Source organism: Lysinibacillus sp. ACHW1.5 (assembly GCF_022014815.1).
In the GTDB taxonomy this organism is placed as follows: domain Bacteria; phylum Bacillota; class Bacilli; order Bacillales_A; family Planococcaceae; genus Lysinibacillus; species Lysinibacillus capsici.
The window spans coordinates 3,897,661-3,915,144 of record NZ_CP091777.1 but is presented as its reverse complement, the minus strand read 5'-3'; the positions used below and the strand labels follow the sequence as shown (position 1 = coordinate 3,915,144).

At 36.8% G+C, this 17,484-nt stretch carries 19 protein-coding genes; 15 read left to right on the top strand and 4 right to left on the bottom strand.

All coding sequences use genetic code 11. The features are described from left to right. Positions 1-41: 41 nt before the first annotated feature. Positions 42-431, bottom strand: a complete 390-nt coding sequence (locus tag L6W14_RS19725) for a helix-turn-helix domain-containing protein (protein ID WP_004225641.1) — start codon at positions 429-431, stop codon at positions 42-44. A gap of 211 nt (positions 432-642) precedes the next feature. On the opposite strand from L6W14_RS19725, the gene L6W14_RS19720 reads away from it, so the two are divergent. Further along, positions 643-1,299 (top strand): restriction endonuclease subunit S domain-containing protein, encoded by a 657-nt coding sequence (locus tag L6W14_RS19720; protein ID WP_131521966.1) that lies wholly within the window; start codon positions 643-645, stop codon positions 1,297-1,299. A 44-nt stretch (positions 1,300-1,343) separates the two neighbouring features. On the opposite strand, the gene L6W14_RS19715 is transcribed toward L6W14_RS19720, so the two are convergent. Next, positions 1,344-3,017, bottom strand: coding sequence for a ribonuclease J (locus L6W14_RS19715; protein WP_131521965.1), 1,674 nt, complete (start codon positions 3,015-3,017; stop codon positions 1,344-1,346). Between the two features lie 202 nt (positions 3,018-3,219). On the opposite strand from L6W14_RS19715, the gene L6W14_RS19710 reads away from it, so the two are divergent. Further along, the gene (locus L6W14_RS19710) at positions 3,220-3,987 is read left to right on the top strand and encodes a DUF2935 domain-containing protein (RefSeq protein WP_237898735.1); all 768 of its coding nucleotides are present in this window, start codon (positions 3,220-3,222) and stop codon (positions 3,985-3,987) included. Between the two features lie 39 nt (positions 3,988-4,026). Here the strand turns inward: L6W14_RS19710 and L6W14_RS19705 are convergent, their stop codons facing one another. Beyond that, the gene (locus tag L6W14_RS19705) at positions 4,027-4,521 is read right to left on the bottom strand and encodes a L,D-transpeptidase family protein (protein ID WP_131521963.1); all 495 of its coding nucleotides are present in this window, start codon (positions 4,519-4,521) and stop codon (positions 4,027-4,029) included. Between the two features lie 134 nt (positions 4,522-4,655). Between L6W14_RS19705 and L6W14_RS19700 the strand changes: the two genes are divergently transcribed. From L6W14_RS19700 to L6W14_RS19675, 6 genes are all read left to right on the top strand, one after another. Then, entirely contained in the window at positions 4,656-4,889 is a 234-nt protein-coding gene (locus tag L6W14_RS19700; protein WP_016993469.1) for a hypothetical protein, read from the top strand. A 44-nt stretch (positions 4,890-4,933) separates the two neighbouring features. After that, the gene (locus L6W14_RS19695) at positions 4,934-5,143 is read left to right on the top strand and encodes a hypothetical protein (protein ID WP_004225632.1); all 210 of its coding nucleotides are present in this window, start codon (positions 4,934-4,936) and stop codon (positions 5,141-5,143) included. Between the two features lie 12 nt (positions 5,144-5,155). Next, positions 5,156-5,353, top strand: coding sequence for a gamma-type small acid-soluble spore protein (locus tag L6W14_RS19690; protein ID WP_131521962.1), 198 nt, complete (start codon positions 5,156-5,158; stop codon positions 5,351-5,353). Positions 5,354-5,432: 79 nt separating this feature from the next. After that, positions 5,433-5,621, top strand: a complete 189-nt coding sequence (locus L6W14_RS19685; RefSeq protein WP_131521961.1) for a cysteine-rich CWC family protein — start codon at positions 5,433-5,435, stop codon at positions 5,619-5,621. Between the two features lie 102 nt (positions 5,622-5,723). Beyond that, positions 5,724-6,308, top strand: coding sequence for a DUF305 domain-containing protein (locus L6W14_RS19680; protein WP_004225628.1), 585 nt, complete (start codon positions 5,724-5,726; stop codon positions 6,306-6,308). 281 nt (positions 6,309-6,589) lie between these two features. Further along, positions 6,590-8,341, top strand: coding sequence for a methyl-accepting chemotaxis protein (locus L6W14_RS19675; protein ID WP_237898734.1), 1,752 nt, complete (start codon positions 6,590-6,592; stop codon positions 8,339-8,341). 40 nt (positions 8,342-8,381) lie between these two features. On the opposite strand, the gene L6W14_RS19670 is transcribed toward L6W14_RS19675, so the two are convergent. After that, positions 8,382-8,975 (bottom strand): metallophosphoesterase family protein, encoded by a 594-nt coding sequence (locus L6W14_RS19670; protein ID WP_131521959.1) that lies wholly within the window; start codon positions 8,973-8,975, stop codon positions 8,382-8,384. Between the two features lie 244 nt (positions 8,976-9,219). Here L6W14_RS19670 and L6W14_RS19665 point away from each other — a divergent pair, with 244 nt between their 5' ends. From L6W14_RS19665 to L6W14_RS19635, 7 genes are all read left to right on the top strand, one after another. After that, on the top strand, positions 9,220-10,716 hold the full coding sequence (locus tag L6W14_RS19665) for a class I adenylate-forming enzyme family protein (protein WP_131521958.1): 1,497 nt from the start codon (positions 9,220-9,222) through the stop codon (positions 10,714-10,716). Positions 10,717-10,926: 210 nt separating this feature from the next. Beyond that, a complete protein-coding gene (locus L6W14_RS19660; protein ID WP_131521957.1) occupies positions 10,927-11,916 on the top strand; it encodes a C39 family peptidase in 990 nt (329 codons plus the stop codon). A 55-nt stretch (positions 11,917-11,971) separates the two neighbouring features. Further along, the gene (locus L6W14_RS19655; protein ID WP_237898732.1) at positions 11,972-13,204 is read left to right on the top strand and encodes a carboxylate--amine ligase; all 1,233 of its coding nucleotides are present in this window, start codon (positions 11,972-11,974) and stop codon (positions 13,202-13,204) included. After that, positions 13,201-13,902 carry a cysteate racemase gene (locus tag L6W14_RS19650; RefSeq protein ID WP_131521955.1) on the top strand — a complete coding sequence of 234 codons (702 nt, stop codon included), beginning with the start codon at positions 13,201-13,203 and terminating at the stop codon, positions 13,900-13,902. Before L6W14_RS19655 ends, L6W14_RS19650 begins: the two co-directional genes overlap by 4 nt. Positions 13,903-14,112: 210 nt before the next feature. After that, positions 14,113-15,261 (top strand): DEAD/DEAH box helicase, encoded by a 1,149-nt coding sequence (locus L6W14_RS19645; RefSeq protein ID WP_004225614.1) that lies wholly within the window; start codon positions 14,113-14,115, stop codon positions 15,259-15,261. A 1-nt stretch (position 15,262) separates the two neighbouring features. Then, entirely contained in the window at positions 15,263-16,492 is a 1,230-nt protein-coding gene (locus tag L6W14_RS19640) for an aminopeptidase (RefSeq protein WP_131521954.1), read from the top strand. A gap of 26 nt (positions 16,493-16,518) precedes the next feature. After that, the gene (locus tag L6W14_RS19635; RefSeq protein WP_131521953.1) at positions 16,519-17,421 is read left to right on the top strand and encodes an SGNH/GDSL hydrolase family protein; all 903 of its coding nucleotides are present in this window, start codon (positions 16,519-16,521) and stop codon (positions 17,419-17,421) included. The last annotated feature ends 63 nt before the right edge of the window (positions 17,422-17,484 follow it).

Sequence of the window (17,484 nt, the reverse complement as noted above, 5' to 3'; positions counted from 1 at the left end):
TTCTAAAAAGTTACGTTGAAATAAAGAAGCAGCTCCAATGGTCATTGACCGTTAGAGCTGTTTTTCTTTGATTGAGAATCAATCGTATCTAAAAAATCCTTCGTTATACGAACTACATATTTTACCTCGTCTAAATTTCGTTCTCTTAATAATGAGCGATGAATGTCTAGCATGAGGTTTTTCTCCTCAATATCAGTAACGCCAGATAATTTTTGAAAATTAAATAGCTCCTCAGGGGTAATGTCTAATGCCTTCATGATTGTTTCCAAAGTACTTAAGGTAATATTAGATTGTCCATGCTCAATATTGGAAACTCTTCCTTTACTGAAACCCAACTTCCCTGTTCTTTCAGCCACTTCTTCTTGGCTAAGTCCTTTAGATAATCGAATAATCCGAAGTTGTTCACCTACTAGCTTTAAAAAATCTGACATATGATTCACCTCTATGTTAAAAGCTAGTGAAAAACAATGGAAATGACTATACTATTATAGTGGTATAATAGAGAAAAAGTTCCATTAAAATGGTACAATCTTTAGAGTAATACTTTTATCCAGACAAATGACCTAAATAAATAACTAGGCATGCGTTAATGAAGATTGAATTCAGGGTATTAATTGGGACAGAGGATTGGAGGGTTCATACATGGTGAAGCAGTTTTTTTTAGAAGAAATAGCAAAAGTCCAAATTGGTCATTTAATTGTGAACGATCAATATTTTACTAGGGAAGGTACTCCTTTTATCACCAAAGCAACACTCTTGAAATTAATGGTAGATGATGATGCTAGTCAAGTGCCAAAGATTGATCACACGGTTGATTCATTAAATTTGTCACTAGTACCTGCAAAAAGCATTCTTCTCAACAAATTAAATGTAAAGGAAACCATTATTTATCAATGTAAAAAAGCTGTGTGCATCGGTCATGATATCATTGCCATTATTCCAAATGAATCCATTGTTGTTAGTGACTATTTATTTCACTTTTTTAAATGGTATCAATTAAATAAAGAGAAGCGTCATATCCTTCGTTTAATAATCGAATTACCTCCTCTTGATATACAGCATAGAGCAGCTCAACTATTAAACGCTATTCAACATCTATTAATGAATAAAGATTCTTTAGTCACAGCGGTAGAAAAACTTCCACAGTATTTCGATAATGTGTCAAAACAAGTAAATCAGCATTCAAAAAACTTACATCATAGCTTTGACCAGCTCCAATCTTTATATGCGGATATGTTACATAAGATTTATAATGGAGATTTCTTAAATGATTCCTCCTTTCAAATGCTGAGCAATTAACATAAGTCGGTGCAAATGGATTGAGCAATCCTTGCACCGACTTGTTAAATTTCAATAATAATTGGTAAAATCATGGGCTTACGTTTTGTTTGGGTAAATAAATATTGTCCAACAGCTCTTTTAATTTCTCGGCGAAGGACATGTATTTGCTGTCTGCCCTCTTCTTGAAGCTCATTGACGATTTCTTTGGAAAGCACATTGACTTTAGTTAACAGTGCCTCGAAATCTTTAGCATAAACAAAACCACGTGAAATGGTATCGGGTTCTGAAATAAAACCACCGTCAGCTTTATTGAGTGTCAATACAATAACAAGCATTCCATCTTCTGAAAGTTGCTTGCGATCACGGAGGACAATTCCTTCGACCTCACCAATGCCAATCCCATCTACATAGGTATCCCCAGCTGGAATTTTCCGTGTTTGCCTTGCCTTTGAATCTTCAATATCAACAACATCCCCATTTTTCATAATAAATGTATGTCCCTTTTGAACGCCAATAGATTCTGCTAATAAACGATGTTGATGTAACATACGGTACTCACCATGAATAGGGATGAAGAATTTAGGCTTCATAAACGTCAGCATAAGTTTCAAGTCCTCTTGATGACCATGTCCTGATACATGCATACCTGTATGACTGGAAGAACCATAAATAACCTTAGCACCAAGCTGAAACAAATTGTCCACAATGCGAGAAACGCCCTTTTCATTACCAGGGATTGGTGAAGCGGCAAGAATGACTGTATCGTCTGGTAAAACTTTAATTTCACGATGATTACCATTTGCTATTCTTGCAAGTGCAGCTAGAGGCTCGCCTTGGCTACCTGTGCAGAGGACCACCACCTCTTCTGGTGGGAGGTATTTGACCTCTCGTGCATCAATTAACAGATCTTCTGGTACAAATAAATAACCTCGTTCAATTGCAACATCAACGACATTGACCATGCTACGCCCTACTAAAGCTAGCTTCCTATTGGTGGCAATTGCTGCATGTACGATTTGTTGAATACGATTAACATTTGAAGCAAAGGTAGAGATGATTACTTTTCGCTCAGCATGTAAAAAGGCTTCCTCAATATGATGCCCTACAAGTTGCTCTGAAGGTGTCAAACCTGGTCTTTCTGCATTTGTACTTTCCGAGATAAGAACTAGCACACCATTTGAACCGATTTCAGCCATTTTATGAATATCAGCAAATTGGTTGTTAACAGGCGTTAGGTCAAATTTAAAATCTCCAGTATGGACAACGTTTCCTTCTGGTGTGGCTAAAACGATTCCTAAACAATCGGGTATACTATGATTGGTTCTAAAGAAACTAACATCGATTTGTCCTAAATGTAGAGCTGAGTCTGCATGAATTTCAATTAAATCGGTTCCTCTTAAAAGTTTATGTTCCTTCAGCTTTAATTCAATAAGTCCAAGCGTGAATCGGGTAGCATACACAGGGACATTTAATTTTTTTAGTAAGTAAGGAATACCACCAATATGATCCTCATGACCATGCGTGACAATTAATGCCTTAATTTTCTCCTTATTATCAAGTAAATACGTAATATCTGGAATGATTAAATCAATTCCAAGCAGTGTTTCATCAGGAAATTTTGCTCCGCAATCAATAATAATTATGTCATCTGCATATTGTACTACATACATATTTTTACCAATTTCATTTATCCCACCTAGGGCGAATATGGATAATAGCTGTTTACTTGTTGACAACGTATTCCCTCCTATAGTTTTAAATAAAGCCTTCTAAATGCTTTTGCCATAGGTAGTATAGCTTTTAGCATTTCATCCTATACGAAATATACGACTAATTGTATAACGCAAAGAATAGAATGGAGAGACAACAAAATCAAAGACAGCTCCGAGTAAATTTTTTAGTTATTTCTCTAAAATCAAGTTAAGAGGAGGTAAACCTTTGTCTAATTTTGTGCAACATGCTATTTTTGAGCATAGATTTTGGCTAGAAATTATGCAAAATCATGCTCAATTTATTCATGACGCTCTCTATTCCTCAGAAAAGGATGCTATTCAAAATGCCCATACGTATATTTATCAATTCTCGCAGCTACTTGCGTATATACCTTCGCTCGATGATTCAAATGCTGTATCTTTTTCAGTGTCCGTGGACGACAATGTTGAGCAATTTAAACAATTCAAGCTTCATCTACTTAGACATCAACTATTGGGGGATATTGGGATTCATTTAACGCCTACGTTTGTCAACCATATGGTCAATGAATTAGAGGAATACCAAAATGTGCTGAATTACTTGAAAAAAGGAGAAGCACCACCGATTATCCATGAACTTCATCATCATTTAGTTTGGCTTTTAGATGCCTCTGGACATGCAGGCATTATTAATGATGATTTAGATGGTGTTGAGAAGCGTTTGAAGCAAAAGAGTCATGAGTTTGCTCAACACTTTGAACAATTTTACTTAAAGGCCGTAGAATTAACAGGCTATTTACGTACGAATATCGATTCCTTTCCAGCTTTAAAACGATTTAATAAAGATGTTGAGCTAGAAATGACATTATTTAAAACATTCTTAAGAGAATTAGAAGAAATGGAGCTAAGTGCAGAGGTGCTAGGTACATTTACAGCTCCGATGGCGGATCATATGTGGCGTGAAGAGCAATACTATTTAACAAAGCTTGCACAGGCTAGAGAACAAGATAATTAAATCTAAAGGCTATCTAAACTGACTAGATAGCCTTTTTAGTTAGGGATGAATCACTACCTCTGTACCTATTGGCACAATACTGGCTAGCTCTTCAACATCTCGATTTTGCATGCGGATACACCCATGTGAAACAGCATGCCCAATCGAGCTAGGATCATTTGTGCCATGAATTCCGTAATGTTCTTTAGAAAGACTCATCCACATCGTGCCAAAAGGACCGCCAGGGTTTGGCGCTTTATTGATGATAATAAAACTACCTACAGGTGTTTCGTGAAGCATGCGTCCGACTGCAATTGGGTATTGTTTTTGAAGGATATTGTTTTTATATAAACGGAGCCAGCGATTATTGGTGGATATCTCGATACGATAAGGAATTGCTTCAGGGTCGGGCAAGCCGGGGATGATAATTTGTTGACCCATGAAAAGATGGTCAGGCTGAATTCCTGGATTAGCAGCGATAATGGATGCCAAAGGTGTACGGTAATCTTGAGAAATTTGAGCAAGGGTTTCACCAGCTTTGACAGTATGAATCAATTATTATTCACTCCAATGCAAAGATTTATTGCTCTACTATATGCTTCAGATGTTTTAGGTAATGTTAGGAATGCAAAGTTTTTCAGTTTCTGGACAGAATAAACGGTGACATTGCAGGATTAAGGGGCATAAAGATGAAGGAATTTAAAATTACGTATTTTTTTGATGAGGTACATTATGTTCGAAGATTCATTTTTATTGAATCGCAACAAGAGGCAGAAAAATTAGTGAAAAATGAACGCGATCAATATATCTCCTTTACGGATAGTAGGGGAATATACCATGAACTGCACACAAAACATGTACGAGTTATTCAAATAGCTGAGTATCATCGAATAGATAAAAGTGCGAAAGAGAAAGACACATAATCTGTTCAGCATTACACACATTAAAGGTAAAGGAGTGTGACAGAATGGACATCGAAAAAATACCACATGAAAAGAAAATGTTCATGAATTTAAATAGTAAGGACAAGCCTGATATGGTTGAATCAGATACGATTAGTCTTTTCGATCTGCATGAGGATATGCAAACTGTAGATGCCATTCCAATAGAGGAACTCAATAAGCGTGTAAAAAGAGAAGGCGACGAATTAATTGAAATGCAGCCAGATGAATTATAGGAGGTAAAAATGATGAATCGTGAAAAAGACATCCAGTTTACATCTGCAGGTACAAATATTAACGAAGTGAAGCAAAAAAATGCAGATGCAGGATTATCCTATAATGAAGTGAAGGCCCTGTTAGCAAAAAGTGGTGGACGTGGAACGTCTATTTATAGCGACACTGACATTGAAGAAGTAAAACAAGATATACACAGGCATCAACAGTAAAAGTTTTGGGAGGAGCAAGGTATTGAGCGCTCTTCCCTTTTTATTTTACAATGGTGAAAAATAAAGGAGTTGTAAAAGCATGACAACTGGAGAAATGAAATGTCCATTATGCGGAGGCGAAAACCATTGTGGCGTGGCAAGAGGTGAAAAAGAGTGCTGGTGTATGACAGTTAGCATACCAGAAACCCTGTTAACTTCAGTTCAAAGAGAGCCAAATCTATGCATTTGTTCAACATGCATAGATACATATAAGAAAGAGCAAGTATAGTTTTCTACGATGATAAAGATTGGTAAAAATTGAGCAATTGGTACAATTGTCTATCGCACAACAACCTAGCAGGCATACATTACTCTGAAAGGAGTGTGTCTAATGGCTAAACCAATTGAACTCAGTAATGTGACAAAGGCATATTTAGAGGAATATCAGCGAATCCTCAAAAAAATGATGCAGGGTATGACCTATGTTACCATTACTTGTAGTATCTCAGAAAATTTTATTAAGCAAATCATCCCTCATCAAGTTGCAGCAATCCAAATGTCTGAAAATGTTTTACGTTATACAACGAATATACCTGTGCAAAATCTCGCATTAGAAATCATTCGCACACATACAGAAATGGTTGAGAGTCTTGAAGCGATACAAAATCGATGTTGTGTCGTACAAAATTCAGAGTATGAATTATACGAGTATATGTGTGCTTACAAAGAAATTACAGAAGCTATGTTCAATGCAATGTGTGCTCCACCAGTCTCTAATAGCATTAATATCAATTATCTTCGGGAAATGATCGTCCATCATCAGGGTGGTATACGACTGGCACAAAATGTGCTTAGATTCTGCATCTGTCAAGAGTTAATTCCAATCCTACGTTGCATGATTCAAACGCTGTGTGAGCAACTAGAAGCCATGGAAAAGCTACTGGATAGCTTACAAAATTGCGATTGTGAGTGCTAGCACTAACGAGAAGTTTATATGGGAAGAAGGCGCTAAATCAATTGGGATTTTAGCGCTTTTTCTGCGTAAAGACAGTGTTTAACTAAGAAAATAAGAAATTGTCAATAAAGTGGACGAAAAAATAATAAAGTGTAAAGAATTAAATGAGAATCTATTTTTGTCATTCTATTGTTGGTAAAATATATATGTTTTATTAGTTGAAGGTAATGAAGAGAAATCTATAATTGGCTTTAAAATATTGGTAATTATATTTTACTTGAATACAACTAGGAGTGGGAGCTATGTTCAAAAGGAAGAAGATTAATCAAAGTTATGATTATTTTTCGGCTACGAAAAATTCAGACATCGAAACAAATGAACGTTTTAAAGAAAAATTGGATTTCCTTGCTTTATCTAGAATTAGAAGAGAATCTGTAGGGTTTTTACGTAAAATTTACGAGAATAATCGACAGCATATACTCGATAATTTTTATGCTCGTCTACTGGAAATTCCAGAGTTTAATCATGTCATCAATACACATTCGACAGTAGAGCGTTTAAAAGGATTGTTTGATACACATTTTATTAGCTTATTTGATGATGAATTAGATTTAGATTATGTCTTTAAGCGTCGTAAAATTGCGTATGTTCATGCAAGAATTGGTGTACTACCGAATTGGATGATTTCTGCCTATACACTGATTAATCAATTAATCATTCCGCTTATTGTCAAAGAACTATCTCGTGATGAAGAAAAAATGCTGGATGTTTTATTGTCTTACGATAGCTTAGTAACAATTGATCAACAAATTATTTTAGAGACCTATATTGAAATTCAAGCAGGATCCGTAGTAAATGGATTAGGTGAAATAATTACTTATAATACACAGTTAGATACCATTAAGGAACTGATTGAATTTCAGGAGATTCAACAACAGGAAATTGTAGCAGCAGATCAATTAATGCATGAGTTAGACGAAAGTATTGAAGAAATTGCCACATCAGTTGGTGATATTTCAGAGCAAACAAAGTATGCCTTTAAAAAATTAAATCAGGATTTGGAATCATTACAACAAGTATCATCTATTTTACAGACAACCGATGAAGGCCATAAATCAATGCAGGAAGATATTAGGCGTTTAGTTGAACGTGTAAATAGTGTAGCGAAATTAATGGAATTAATTAAAAAAATAGCAGATCAAACAAATTTGCTGGCTTTAAATGCATCAATAGAGGCCGCTCGTGCTGGAGAAGCAGGAAAAGGTTTTGCGGTTGTTGCAGAGGAAGTTCGGAAACTTGCTGATGATACAAGTACATCTGTCAAATCTATACATACAGATATACAGGAGCTACTTCATATTACCCATAATATTAGTTCATTGACGACTCAATTTTCCCAAGATTTACATCAAGGTGTTACAGATACCTTATATATATCACAGACGCTAGCTGAGCTAAATAAAAACTTACAGCAGCAGGGGGCGCGCTTTGAGGAAATAGCTACAACGACAAAGGTTCAGGCACAATCTGCTACTACTATTTCTGAACGTAACCATACTATTACAGAAAGCATGCAAAAAAGTAAGGTAATCGTTTTTGATATGGGCTCTGCCATTTATAAGTTAAGTAAAATGATTGATGGATACCGATCCACAACAATTTCTAAAAACTTTATTATTAGCCAAGAGGATATTATTGAATTAGCTATTACCGACCATCTATTGTGGAGATGGAAAATCTACAATTTGCTACTAGGCTTTGAAACGATGACGGAGCAGGATGTAGGGTCTCCAAAAGAATCACGCCTTGGCGAGTGGTATTACGGCACAGGAAAGAAACTGTTAGGTGATGAGCGTGTCTACGCAGAGTTAGAACAACCATTTATTTACGTGCATGATATAGCAAAAAAAGCAGTGCGTGAATACAATGTAGGCAATAAAACGGGCGCTGAAAAATACCTAAAAGAAATTACGGATGAATCGTATGCTGTAATTGAAAAGTTAAAAGAGTTAAAGGAAATTTTATTGAGCGGGAAAAAGCAATATATTCATTAAAAATTGGAAAGCAAGCTAGTCTACATACTAGCTTGCTCTTTTATAGATTAATAGGTGGAACACACATAAATGTCACTGTACGCTTTTGGCTATCATAAAGACACCATTCACGGTGATTGATAACAGAGCCTACATTCACACCATATTGTTTGTCTTGTAACGCAATTGGTTGCCCGTAGCGAATACGAATCGGCAGCTTTTTTTGTTGATGATAAAGACCTGATTCGTGACTATGCCCAAAGAAAAATAATGGTTTTTGAAAGGATGGGAAAGTCGGTTGCCAGCTTACATTCCACTTAAATTGATGTCCGTGCATAAGCGTGGCTCCATCAATCTCTATTGTCTCAGGTAAAGCTTTAAAACGTTCAATGCCAGTGACCTGAGTAATACGTTCTTCTTGATTGCCTCGAATAGAGGGGAAGGTTAGCAGTTTTTCAAATTCACTTTCTACTATGGCCGCCTTTTGCAAAGGTAAGCCAGATATGGTTTGTGCCTTTTTCTTACTAACAGTGCATTCATATAAATCCCCTAACCCAATGATTTTTGCTTCCTCTGCTGTTTGTTGAATATGAGCTAGAACAGCTTTAGTGTCTTCTATATTAGAATGTAAATCTCCTAAAAGTGCATAAAGCATTTAAACCCGGCCTTTCCTAATAATAATGGTACAAGTATCATACACCCAATAGAAATTGCTAGAAAAGTAAAATGTCTAAGAATATTTCGTTACTTCAGCTACATATTTTGAATGTGTGGAAAAATTGCCAAGAAATACATTGCCTGATAAAATATAATCGTAATTTTCAGAATTTTAAGAAGTTTAATAGTTTCCCATTCTTGTTTATTCAGTAATAATAAAATGAATGTATGGAGGGCTTATAATGACGAAGTTTATGACAGATATTCTTGAAGACTACGCAGGGCAGCAACCAAATGCAATTGCAACACTGTATGATGGAAAGGCATTAAGCTATCATGATTTTTACCAACGTGTAGAAAGATTTGCGGCTTACTTGCAGGAACAAGATTTTGAAAAAAATGATGTGATTGCCCTATATACGCTCAATTCAGATTTATTTTTAATCGCTTATTTAGGCGTCCAATTAGCTGGATTTATTGTAATGCCTATTAACACTAAATTAGCTGCTCCTGAGGTTGATTTTATTTTTAATCATTCACAAGCAAGGGGCTTAATTTTTGATGAAAGATTAACAGAGATATTAGAGGACGTCTCCTATTCATTCCAACATACAATCGGATTTCACGAAATGAAAAACATAATTGAATATGATAATCGTGTTAGAAAAATTGTGCAATTAGAGGCTGACGATACGGCAGTGGTCATGTATACATCAGGAACAACAGGTAAACCGAAAGGCGTCATGCTAACGCATCAGAATATCGTGGCTACAGCAGATATTTGGTCGTCTTCTATGAAAATGTCTAGCAAAGACAAAATGTTTATTTGTACGCCTTTGTTTCATTGTGCAGGTCTTCACGTATTTGCTATGCCTATGTTTTATCGTGGGGGAACAGTGGTCATTGAAGAAGCATTTTCACCAACTAAAACGTTAGCTCAAATTGTAGCGACTGAGGCAACAATTTTCTTTGGTGTTCCATCTATGTATACGATCATATTAAATACTCCAGGATTCAAGGAACATAGCTTTAATCATTTACGTTTATTATGTTACGGGGCTGCCCCGATGCCTTATGAGCTAGTAAAGCAAGTGAAAGAAGCATTTCCAAATGTAAAGGTTCAAAATCTTTATGGTCAAACTGAAAATTCACCTGCAGCTACCTCTCTGCTAGATACAGATGCATTGACGAAAATTGGCTCAGTGGGAAAACCATTAGCACAGACAGAGGTTTGTGTAGTTGATAGTGAAGGAAAGGTCGTACCAGCTGGAGAGGTGGGCGAAATTTGCGTAAGAGGGCCACAAGTAATGAAGGGCTATTTGCGCAATTCAGAGGAAACAGCAAGAGCGATTAGGGATGGCTGGCTGTACTCAGGCGATTTAGGTCGCTTTGATGAGGAAGGCTATTTATATATTGTAGATCGAAAAAAAGATATGATTATTCGTGGTGGAGAAAATATTTACCCAATCGAAATAGAAGAAGTTCTATATCAAATGCCAGAAATTTTAGAAGCTGCAGTGATTGGATTGCCACATGAAGTATATGGAGAAGTACCAAAAGCATTTGTGGTGTTAAAGGAGGGAAAGTCTCTTGATGAAAATTCGATACTATCCTATTGTCAAACACGACTTGCCAAATACAAAGTACCTTATGAAATTGAATTTTTAATAGAATTGCCACGAAATGCCTCTGGGAAGGTCCTAAAGCATACATTACGGCCGAAAGTGACAACGATTTAAGACAGTTCCATTATCCTTTGGCATAATTGCTATCCAGATTTTTGGGGTTTACGTCTTGGGTGTAACTCGCTATTAGTACAAAAAATAGTTACTAAATCAAGATAAAATAGGAACGGCTATGAAAGTATCGTATAATAGAGTCTACGACAAATTGAATAACAGAATGGCGAAGGGGCTGCTCTTCGCCTTAGAATAGGAGCGGAATTTGTCTTGTGGACGGGGTATAAACGCCTTTTACTTATTGGCATTTTGATTATTATGTTACTTTCAGGCTGTCAGCCATTTTCTCAGCAAGATGCTGAACAAAAAAATCAATTAACGGTTTTAACAGTAGAATTTAATAGCGGGGCACCTATTCCAAATCTCTTCCTTACGGTTACAGATGTACAAACAGGTGATGTAGTGGAAGAAGCGATTGGTTCAGAAGAGGGAGAGGCTATATTTTCGAAGCTAAAGGCAGGGAGAGAATATGCAATTGCGGCAACAACACTTGAAAATAGTACGACAAATAATGGGTATACAACAATCGAGAATTTCACTTACGATACAACAAAGCCCTATTATCGATTACAAACACACTTTTTAAGAGACGATCAGGAGTTAGATGTCCCTGTTGTCATGCAAAACCCTGAGCTGCCACATGGCTGTGAAATTACTTCACTTACAGCCGTATTAAATTATTTTGGGATGAATGTGTCAAAACTCGAAATGACTGACAAATACTTACCAAAGCAAGAAATACGAACAGTAGGCAATCAACGTTTTGGACCAAATCCCAATGAAGCTTTTGCAGGTAATCCTCGTGATAAAGCTCGTGGCATGTATGTTTTTGCTGCTCCAATTGTCAAAGCGGCTGAGGCAGTTATTACCGATAAACAAGCTAACCTACATGTCAAAAATATGAGTAACGCCTCGCAGGATGATATTTTACAGCTTGTGCGTGAAGGTATTCCTGTTGTGACATGGGTAACGCTAGATTTATCAAAGCCTAAACGAAAAGCAGAAAGAGGCTGGATTTATACAGGGGAAACGACTCCGCATGATGCTTTTATGAACTTACATGCAGTCGTCTTAACTGGACATTTAGGTGATAAGGTAGTCGTAATGGATCCTTTAAAAGGGTATGTTACTTACAATGTCGATCAATTTTTCAAAAGTTATCAGGAATTAGGCAAACAAGCTGTAGCTGTTCATAAATAAGCTATAAATCATTAGTATGTTACACTAATAAAAAAGTAAAAGTGAGTTGAGTAGAATGGCCATTGAGCACGTTTTTTTACCTGTTTTACTTGGAGATGAAATGAATGCTTATGGCATGGCTAGAGCATTTTATGAAGCCTATGGTGTGAAGCCACTGAAACTAAACCATACGAACATGGAAAAAATTCAACAAAGTGATTTATGGACTTTTCGTGAGATACCGCGACTTCATATCGAAGAAAGGTTTGTGACCGCCCTAAAAGCCATTGCGGAGGAGTTCCAAGACAAAAAATTACTGCTATTAGCCTGTGATGAATTTTATGTCAAAAGAATCGTAGAACACAAAGAGGAGTTAGCAGAGGATTTTCTAGTTCCTTATGTAGACGCCACACTTGCGCATCAACTTTTAACTCGTGAAAGCATGTATGAGCTATGTGCACAATTTGGTTTTCAATACCCTGCTACACATGTATGCACGGTGAATGATTATGAAGACTACAACATGCCTTTTGATTATCCAGTTGTCATTAAGCCCATGAATATGACAAAATATGCTACTTGTATTTTTCCTGGTAAGAAAAAAGTATATATTGCATATGATAAGGACGAAAAGGACAGTATACTACGTGCTATCTATAAAGAATCAGCTTATCGTGATGATCTGATGATTCAACAATATATACCAGGTGAAGACGCTAACATGCGTGTTGTTAATGCATATATAGGACAAGATGGGAAGGCAAAACTTCTTGCCGTAGGAAACCCTATTTTAGAAGAGCATTCTCCAGAAGGGATAGGACGTTATGTAGCGATTATGACAACCTATCATCAGGAATTAATGGATAATGTTAAGCTATTCCTTGAAGCGATACAATTCCAAGGCTTTGCCACATTTGATATGAAATATGATGATCGTGATGGTCAATATAAATTGTTGAGTATTGAATTACATAATGAACTTTCCAATTATTATGTGACGGCCAGTGGCTTTAATTTAATGCAGTATGTAGCGAACGATTATGTTCGAGGAAGTAAACAACAACTAACATATGTGAAGAACAAGCATCTTTGGACAATCGTACCGAATGGTGTATTGTTCAAATATGTTCAAAATGAACAACTAGTAATGGAAGCGAAAAGTTTAATTCGTCAAGGTATGGCTACAGATTCTATTTTTAATTATAAGGATATGAATGCAAAACGTTGGTTGAATGTTACGCTTGATAATTTAAGCTTTTATCGTAGCTATAAGAAATATTTTAATAACAAGGGTCTGTCTAACACATGAAAAAACACACTTTAGGTATTATTGGTGGCGTTGGTCCACTCGCAACAATGTTTATAGGAGAAATGATTGTAAGACGTACGAAGGCACAAAAAGATCAGGATCATTTACATACCATTATTGATAATGATACAAATATTCCTGACCGTACGGCTTTTATTTTAGATAATTCAAAGGAGAATCCAGTTCCAGTCATTATTGAGGATGCAAAAAAACTAGCTTCGGTAGGAGCAGACGTAATAGCTATCCCATGTAATACGGCACACACTTTTTATCAAGAAATTGAAGATGGTTCTCCTATACCTGTCTTGCATATGATTCGTGAAACAGCGAAGCGTGCTGCTGATTTAGGAGCAAAGCGAGTAGGTATTTTAGCAACAACAGGCACGTTAACATCACAGATGTATCAGGAGGCACTTGAGGAGTTTGGTATTACACCAGTTGTTCCAGATAATGAAATGAGATCCTATGTGATGTCGATTATTTATGATTACGTCAAGGCTGGGAAGGATGTTACGCTAGAAGATTGGCAACCGATAGAAGAGGCGATGCTAGCATTAAATTGTGATCGAATTGTATTAGGTTGTACTGAGCTTTCAGTTGTAAACAGAGATTTGAAGCTAAGTGACATTTATATTGATTCATTAATCGTTTTAGCTGAATGTGCCATTTTAGCATGTGGTTATGAATTAGTGGATTAATTGAAAAGAATCTGCTTGCTTTTCACGGGTAAGCTACAATTCTTGAAAGAGTTGTGGACAGGCTTACTTTTCCGTGTTGAGTGAAGCAGATTTTTTATGAAAGGAAGCAATGTTTTATTGAAACGATTAAATAATTGCTTCGTACATATAAAGTAGGAACCTACGGAGTGTGTTAAACTAGTGTCAAGTAGATAGAAGGTGGGAAATAACATGTCAGTCATTAATTTATTAAAAGAAGAACTACAAGCAAAATGGAACTTTGAAACACCCATGAAAATTCAAGATGAAATGATACCAGCTATGCTTGAAGGCAAAGATATTGTAGCGGAATCACCAACAGGATCAGGTAAAACGTTGGCATATGTCTTACCATTATTAAATAAAGTGAATGGGGCAAAAAAGCAAACACAAGGACTGATCGTCGCTCCCTCGCAAGAGCTCGCTATGCAAATCGTAGAAGTAATTCGTGAGTGGACAGCTGGAACAGACATTACTGTTCAACAGCTGATTGGTGGTGCCAATTCTGCTCGTCAAATTGAAAAGTTGAAGAAAAAGCCAACGATTGTTGTTGGCACACCTGGTCGTTTAAACGAATTAGCACGAGCAGGAAAATTAAAACTTAAAGAAGTCGAAACAGTTATTTTAGATGAATGTGATCAATTACTAAGTCGGGAATACCGTGTTGTTATCAAATCCTTTATCGAAGGTTCTGCCTATGGCCGACAAGTTGTTGTTGTATCGGCTACGATTACAGAGGAAATTGAATTAGTGGCAAGTCGTATGATGTTTGAGCCACTGCGTTTTAAAATTAAGCCTGAGGACATGTTAAAGGTTGGTAAAGTTGTCCATTCTTTTGTGAAGGTAGAAGAACGTGATAAAACGGATTTCCTGCGCCGACTTTCGCATACAGAGGGTTTAAGAGCGTTGGCTTTTGTTAATAATATCGATCAATTATTAATGAAGGAAACAAAACTACAATACCGTTCAGCACCGATTGTCACGCTCCATTCTGATATGAAGAAAGAAGAACGTAAAAAAGCGTTAGATGCATTCCGTAAAGGAGATGCACGTATTTTAATTGCAACAGATATTGCAGCTCGTGGTTTAGATATTGCTGGTTTAACACATGTTATTCATGTTGATGTCCCACGAACAATTGAACAGTATTTGCATCGTTCTGGTCGTACTGGGCGTGCTGGAGCAGATGGGGAAGTATTAACCTTATTATCTTATCGTGATGAAAAAACCTATAAAAAATGGACAAGGGAAATTCCAGGCAAGCCTGTGCAAAAAATATGGCATGATGGCGAGCTGATTGAAGGTAATTCTAAAACAATTGGACAGAAGCGAGGGAAATAGTATGACATTTGAAGAGAAATTACAGGCATATGCAGAGCTTGCAGTAAAAGTGGGTGTGAACATCCAACCAGGTCAGTACTTATTAGTCAATACATCTGTGGATGCTTTAGATTTTGCCCGTTTAGTTGTAAAAGAGGCTTATAAGGCTGGGGCAGGTCGTGTTCATGTAAACTTTTCCGATGATGAATTGGATCGTGCTTATTTTGAGCATGCTTCCGATGAGGAATTTAATCGCTTCCCTGAATGGGTTGTGAAAATGCGTGATGAACTGATTGAACGTAAAGGAGCTCTATTATGGATTGATGCAGCAGATCCTGATAAGCTAACAGGAATTCCTGCGGACAGACTAGCAACACATCAAAAAGTATCAGGGGCAGCATTAAAAAACTATCGCAATGCAGTCATGAAGGATTTAATTGCTTGGTCCATCGTAGCTGTTCCTTCAGCTAAATGGGCAGCAAAGGTTTTCCCACGATTAACAGAGGAGCAACAAGTACCTGCATTATGGGAAGCAATCTTTAAAACGGTTCATATTGGAGAAGGCAATGCAGTTGATAATTGGCGTCAGCATGTAGCTAATTTAGAATCTCGTGCACAGCTTTTAAATAATAAAAAGTATGCAAAGCTTCACTATACAGCTCCTGGTACAGATTTAACAATCGCTTTAGCACCACAACATAAATGGCTAACTGGTGGTAGTAAAACACCAGAAGATAATGTCTTTGTGGCCAATATGCCAACAGAAGAAGTTTATACACTTCCATTGAAACAAGGTGTAAACGGTTATGTTCGTAATACGAAGCCATTAGTCTATCAGGGCAATATCATCGATGGCTTTAAATTAACATTTGAAGAGGGCAAAATTATTAAGGCAGAGGCCGAAGTAGGACATGATTTATTACAAGAGCTTATTCAAGTAGATGAAGGCTCAAGCTATTTAGGTGAAGTAGCACTTGTCCCTCACGAATCACCCATTTCAGCGTCGGAGATTTTATATTTCAATACGCTGTTTGATGAAAATGCTTCAAACCATTTAGCTATTGGTGAGGCATATCCGACTTGCTTAGAGGGCGGTAGAGACCTAGAAAATGGTCAACTTGAAGCATTGGGTGCGAATATTTCTGTGACACACGAAGACTTCATGATTGGCAGTGGTGAAATGGACATTGATGGTATTTTACCAGACGGTACGGTTGAGCCAATTTTCCGCAAGGGTAGCTGGGCTTTTTAATTTTAGTCAAGAAAAGAGGGAAGCAGATGAAACGGTTATGTAGCTTGCTAGGTATGACAATATTATTCATGACAATTTGGGTTTCATCTGCTTTCGCTCAAACAGAAACCTATGTGGCTATTGGCGATTCCTTAGCAGCGGGTCAAACACCCTACAAAGAAATTGATGTAGGGTATAGTGATTTGATTGCCATGAAATTAAGTTCGATTGGTCAATTATCATTTTATACAAAAGAACTTGCTTTTCCTGGCTTTACTACGGCAGATGTATTAGAACGAATACGATCTGAGGAAGCGCAAAATTTATTAGCAAATGCGACACTTATTACAATTTCGGCAGGGGCTAATGATTTATTACGTCTTGTCCAGGTAAACCCAAATGCAGGGACCTTAGCTTTTTCACAGCTTCAGACAGATTACGCTTTAAATTTGGCTAGAAAAAATATGCTATCGATTTTGGATGAATTAGAAGAACGTGCGCCTAAAGCAAAAATCTATGTCATAGGGTATTATTTTGCTTATCCAACAGTTCATCCGACGCAAAAAGAAGGAACAAACGCCCAGCTAGTTAGATTAAATGCAATTTTACAACAACAAGCAGAGCAAGCTGGCGCAGCTTATATAAATGTCTATGATGCCTTTGGTTTGAATGCAACCAACTACTTACCAAATAGTGCCGATGTTCATCCAAATATTGAAGGCTATCGACAAATGGCTAACTCATTTTTACAGATTTATAGTGGGAGTGATGCTTTAAACATCTCTTCAGCAGAATTGCCAGAGCCAAATCCCAAATCATTTGAGGAAATCCTAAAGCAACAATCATCAGCGAAGCCTCGGAAGCAAAATGTGGCACAACATCAATCTTCTCGTATGACTTACGTAATTCAGGGATTCCCAGGATATAAGGCATTTATCAAATACATCTAAATAATCGATATCTAAGGCATCTTACCTATTAAGATGCTTTTTTCTATGAAAACCAATTTTGGC

Excerpts from the sequence above, each read along its gene's own strand:
- L6W14_RS19725 (WP_004225641.1), bottom strand. The coding sequence starts at position 431 with ATGTCAGATTTTTTAAAGCTAGTAGGTGAACAACTTCGGATTATTCGA.
- L6W14_RS19720 (WP_131521966.1), top strand. The coding sequence starts at position 643 with ATGGTGAAGCAGTTTTTTTTAGAAGAAATAGCAAAAGTCCAAATTGGT.
- L6W14_RS19700 (WP_016993469.1), top strand. The coding sequence starts at position 4,656 with ATGAAGGAATTTAAAATTACGTATTTTTTTGATGAGGTACATTATGTT.
- L6W14_RS19695 (WP_004225632.1), top strand. The coding sequence starts at position 4,934 with ATGGACATCGAAAAAATACCACATGAAAAGAAAATGTTCATGAATTTA.
- L6W14_RS19690 (WP_131521962.1), top strand. The coding sequence starts at position 5,156 with ATGAATCGTGAAAAAGACATCCAGTTTACATCTGCAGGTACAAATATT.
- L6W14_RS19685 (WP_131521961.1), top strand. The coding sequence starts at position 5,433 with ATGACAACTGGAGAAATGAAATGTCCATTATGCGGAGGCGAAAACCAT.
- L6W14_RS19680 (WP_004225628.1), top strand. The coding sequence starts at position 5,724 with ATGGCTAAACCAATTGAACTCAGTAATGTGACAAAGGCATATTTAGAG.
- L6W14_RS19675 (WP_237898734.1), top strand. The coding sequence starts at position 6,590 with ATGTTCAAAAGGAAGAAGATTAATCAAAGTTATGATTATTTTTCGGCT.
- L6W14_RS19670 (WP_131521959.1), bottom strand. The coding sequence starts at position 8,975 with ATGCTTTATGCACTTTTAGGAGATTTACATTCTAATATAGAAGACACT.
- L6W14_RS19665 (WP_131521958.1), top strand. The coding sequence starts at position 9,220 with ATGACGAAGTTTATGACAGATATTCTTGAAGACTACGCAGGGCAGCAA.
- L6W14_RS19655 (WP_237898732.1), top strand. The coding sequence starts at position 11,972 with ATGGCCATTGAGCACGTTTTTTTACCTGTTTTACTTGGAGATGAAATG.
- L6W14_RS19650 (WP_131521955.1), top strand. The coding sequence starts at position 13,201 with ATGAAAAAACACACTTTAGGTATTATTGGTGGCGTTGGTCCACTCGCA.
- L6W14_RS19645 (WP_004225614.1), top strand. The coding sequence starts at position 14,113 with ATGTCAGTCATTAATTTATTAAAAGAAGAACTACAAGCAAAATGGAAC.
- L6W14_RS19640 (WP_131521954.1), top strand. The coding sequence starts at position 15,263 with ATGACATTTGAAGAGAAATTACAGGCATATGCAGAGCTTGCAGTAAAA.
- L6W14_RS19635 (WP_131521953.1), top strand. The coding sequence starts at position 16,519 with ATGAAACGGTTATGTAGCTTGCTAGGTATGACAATATTATTCATGACA.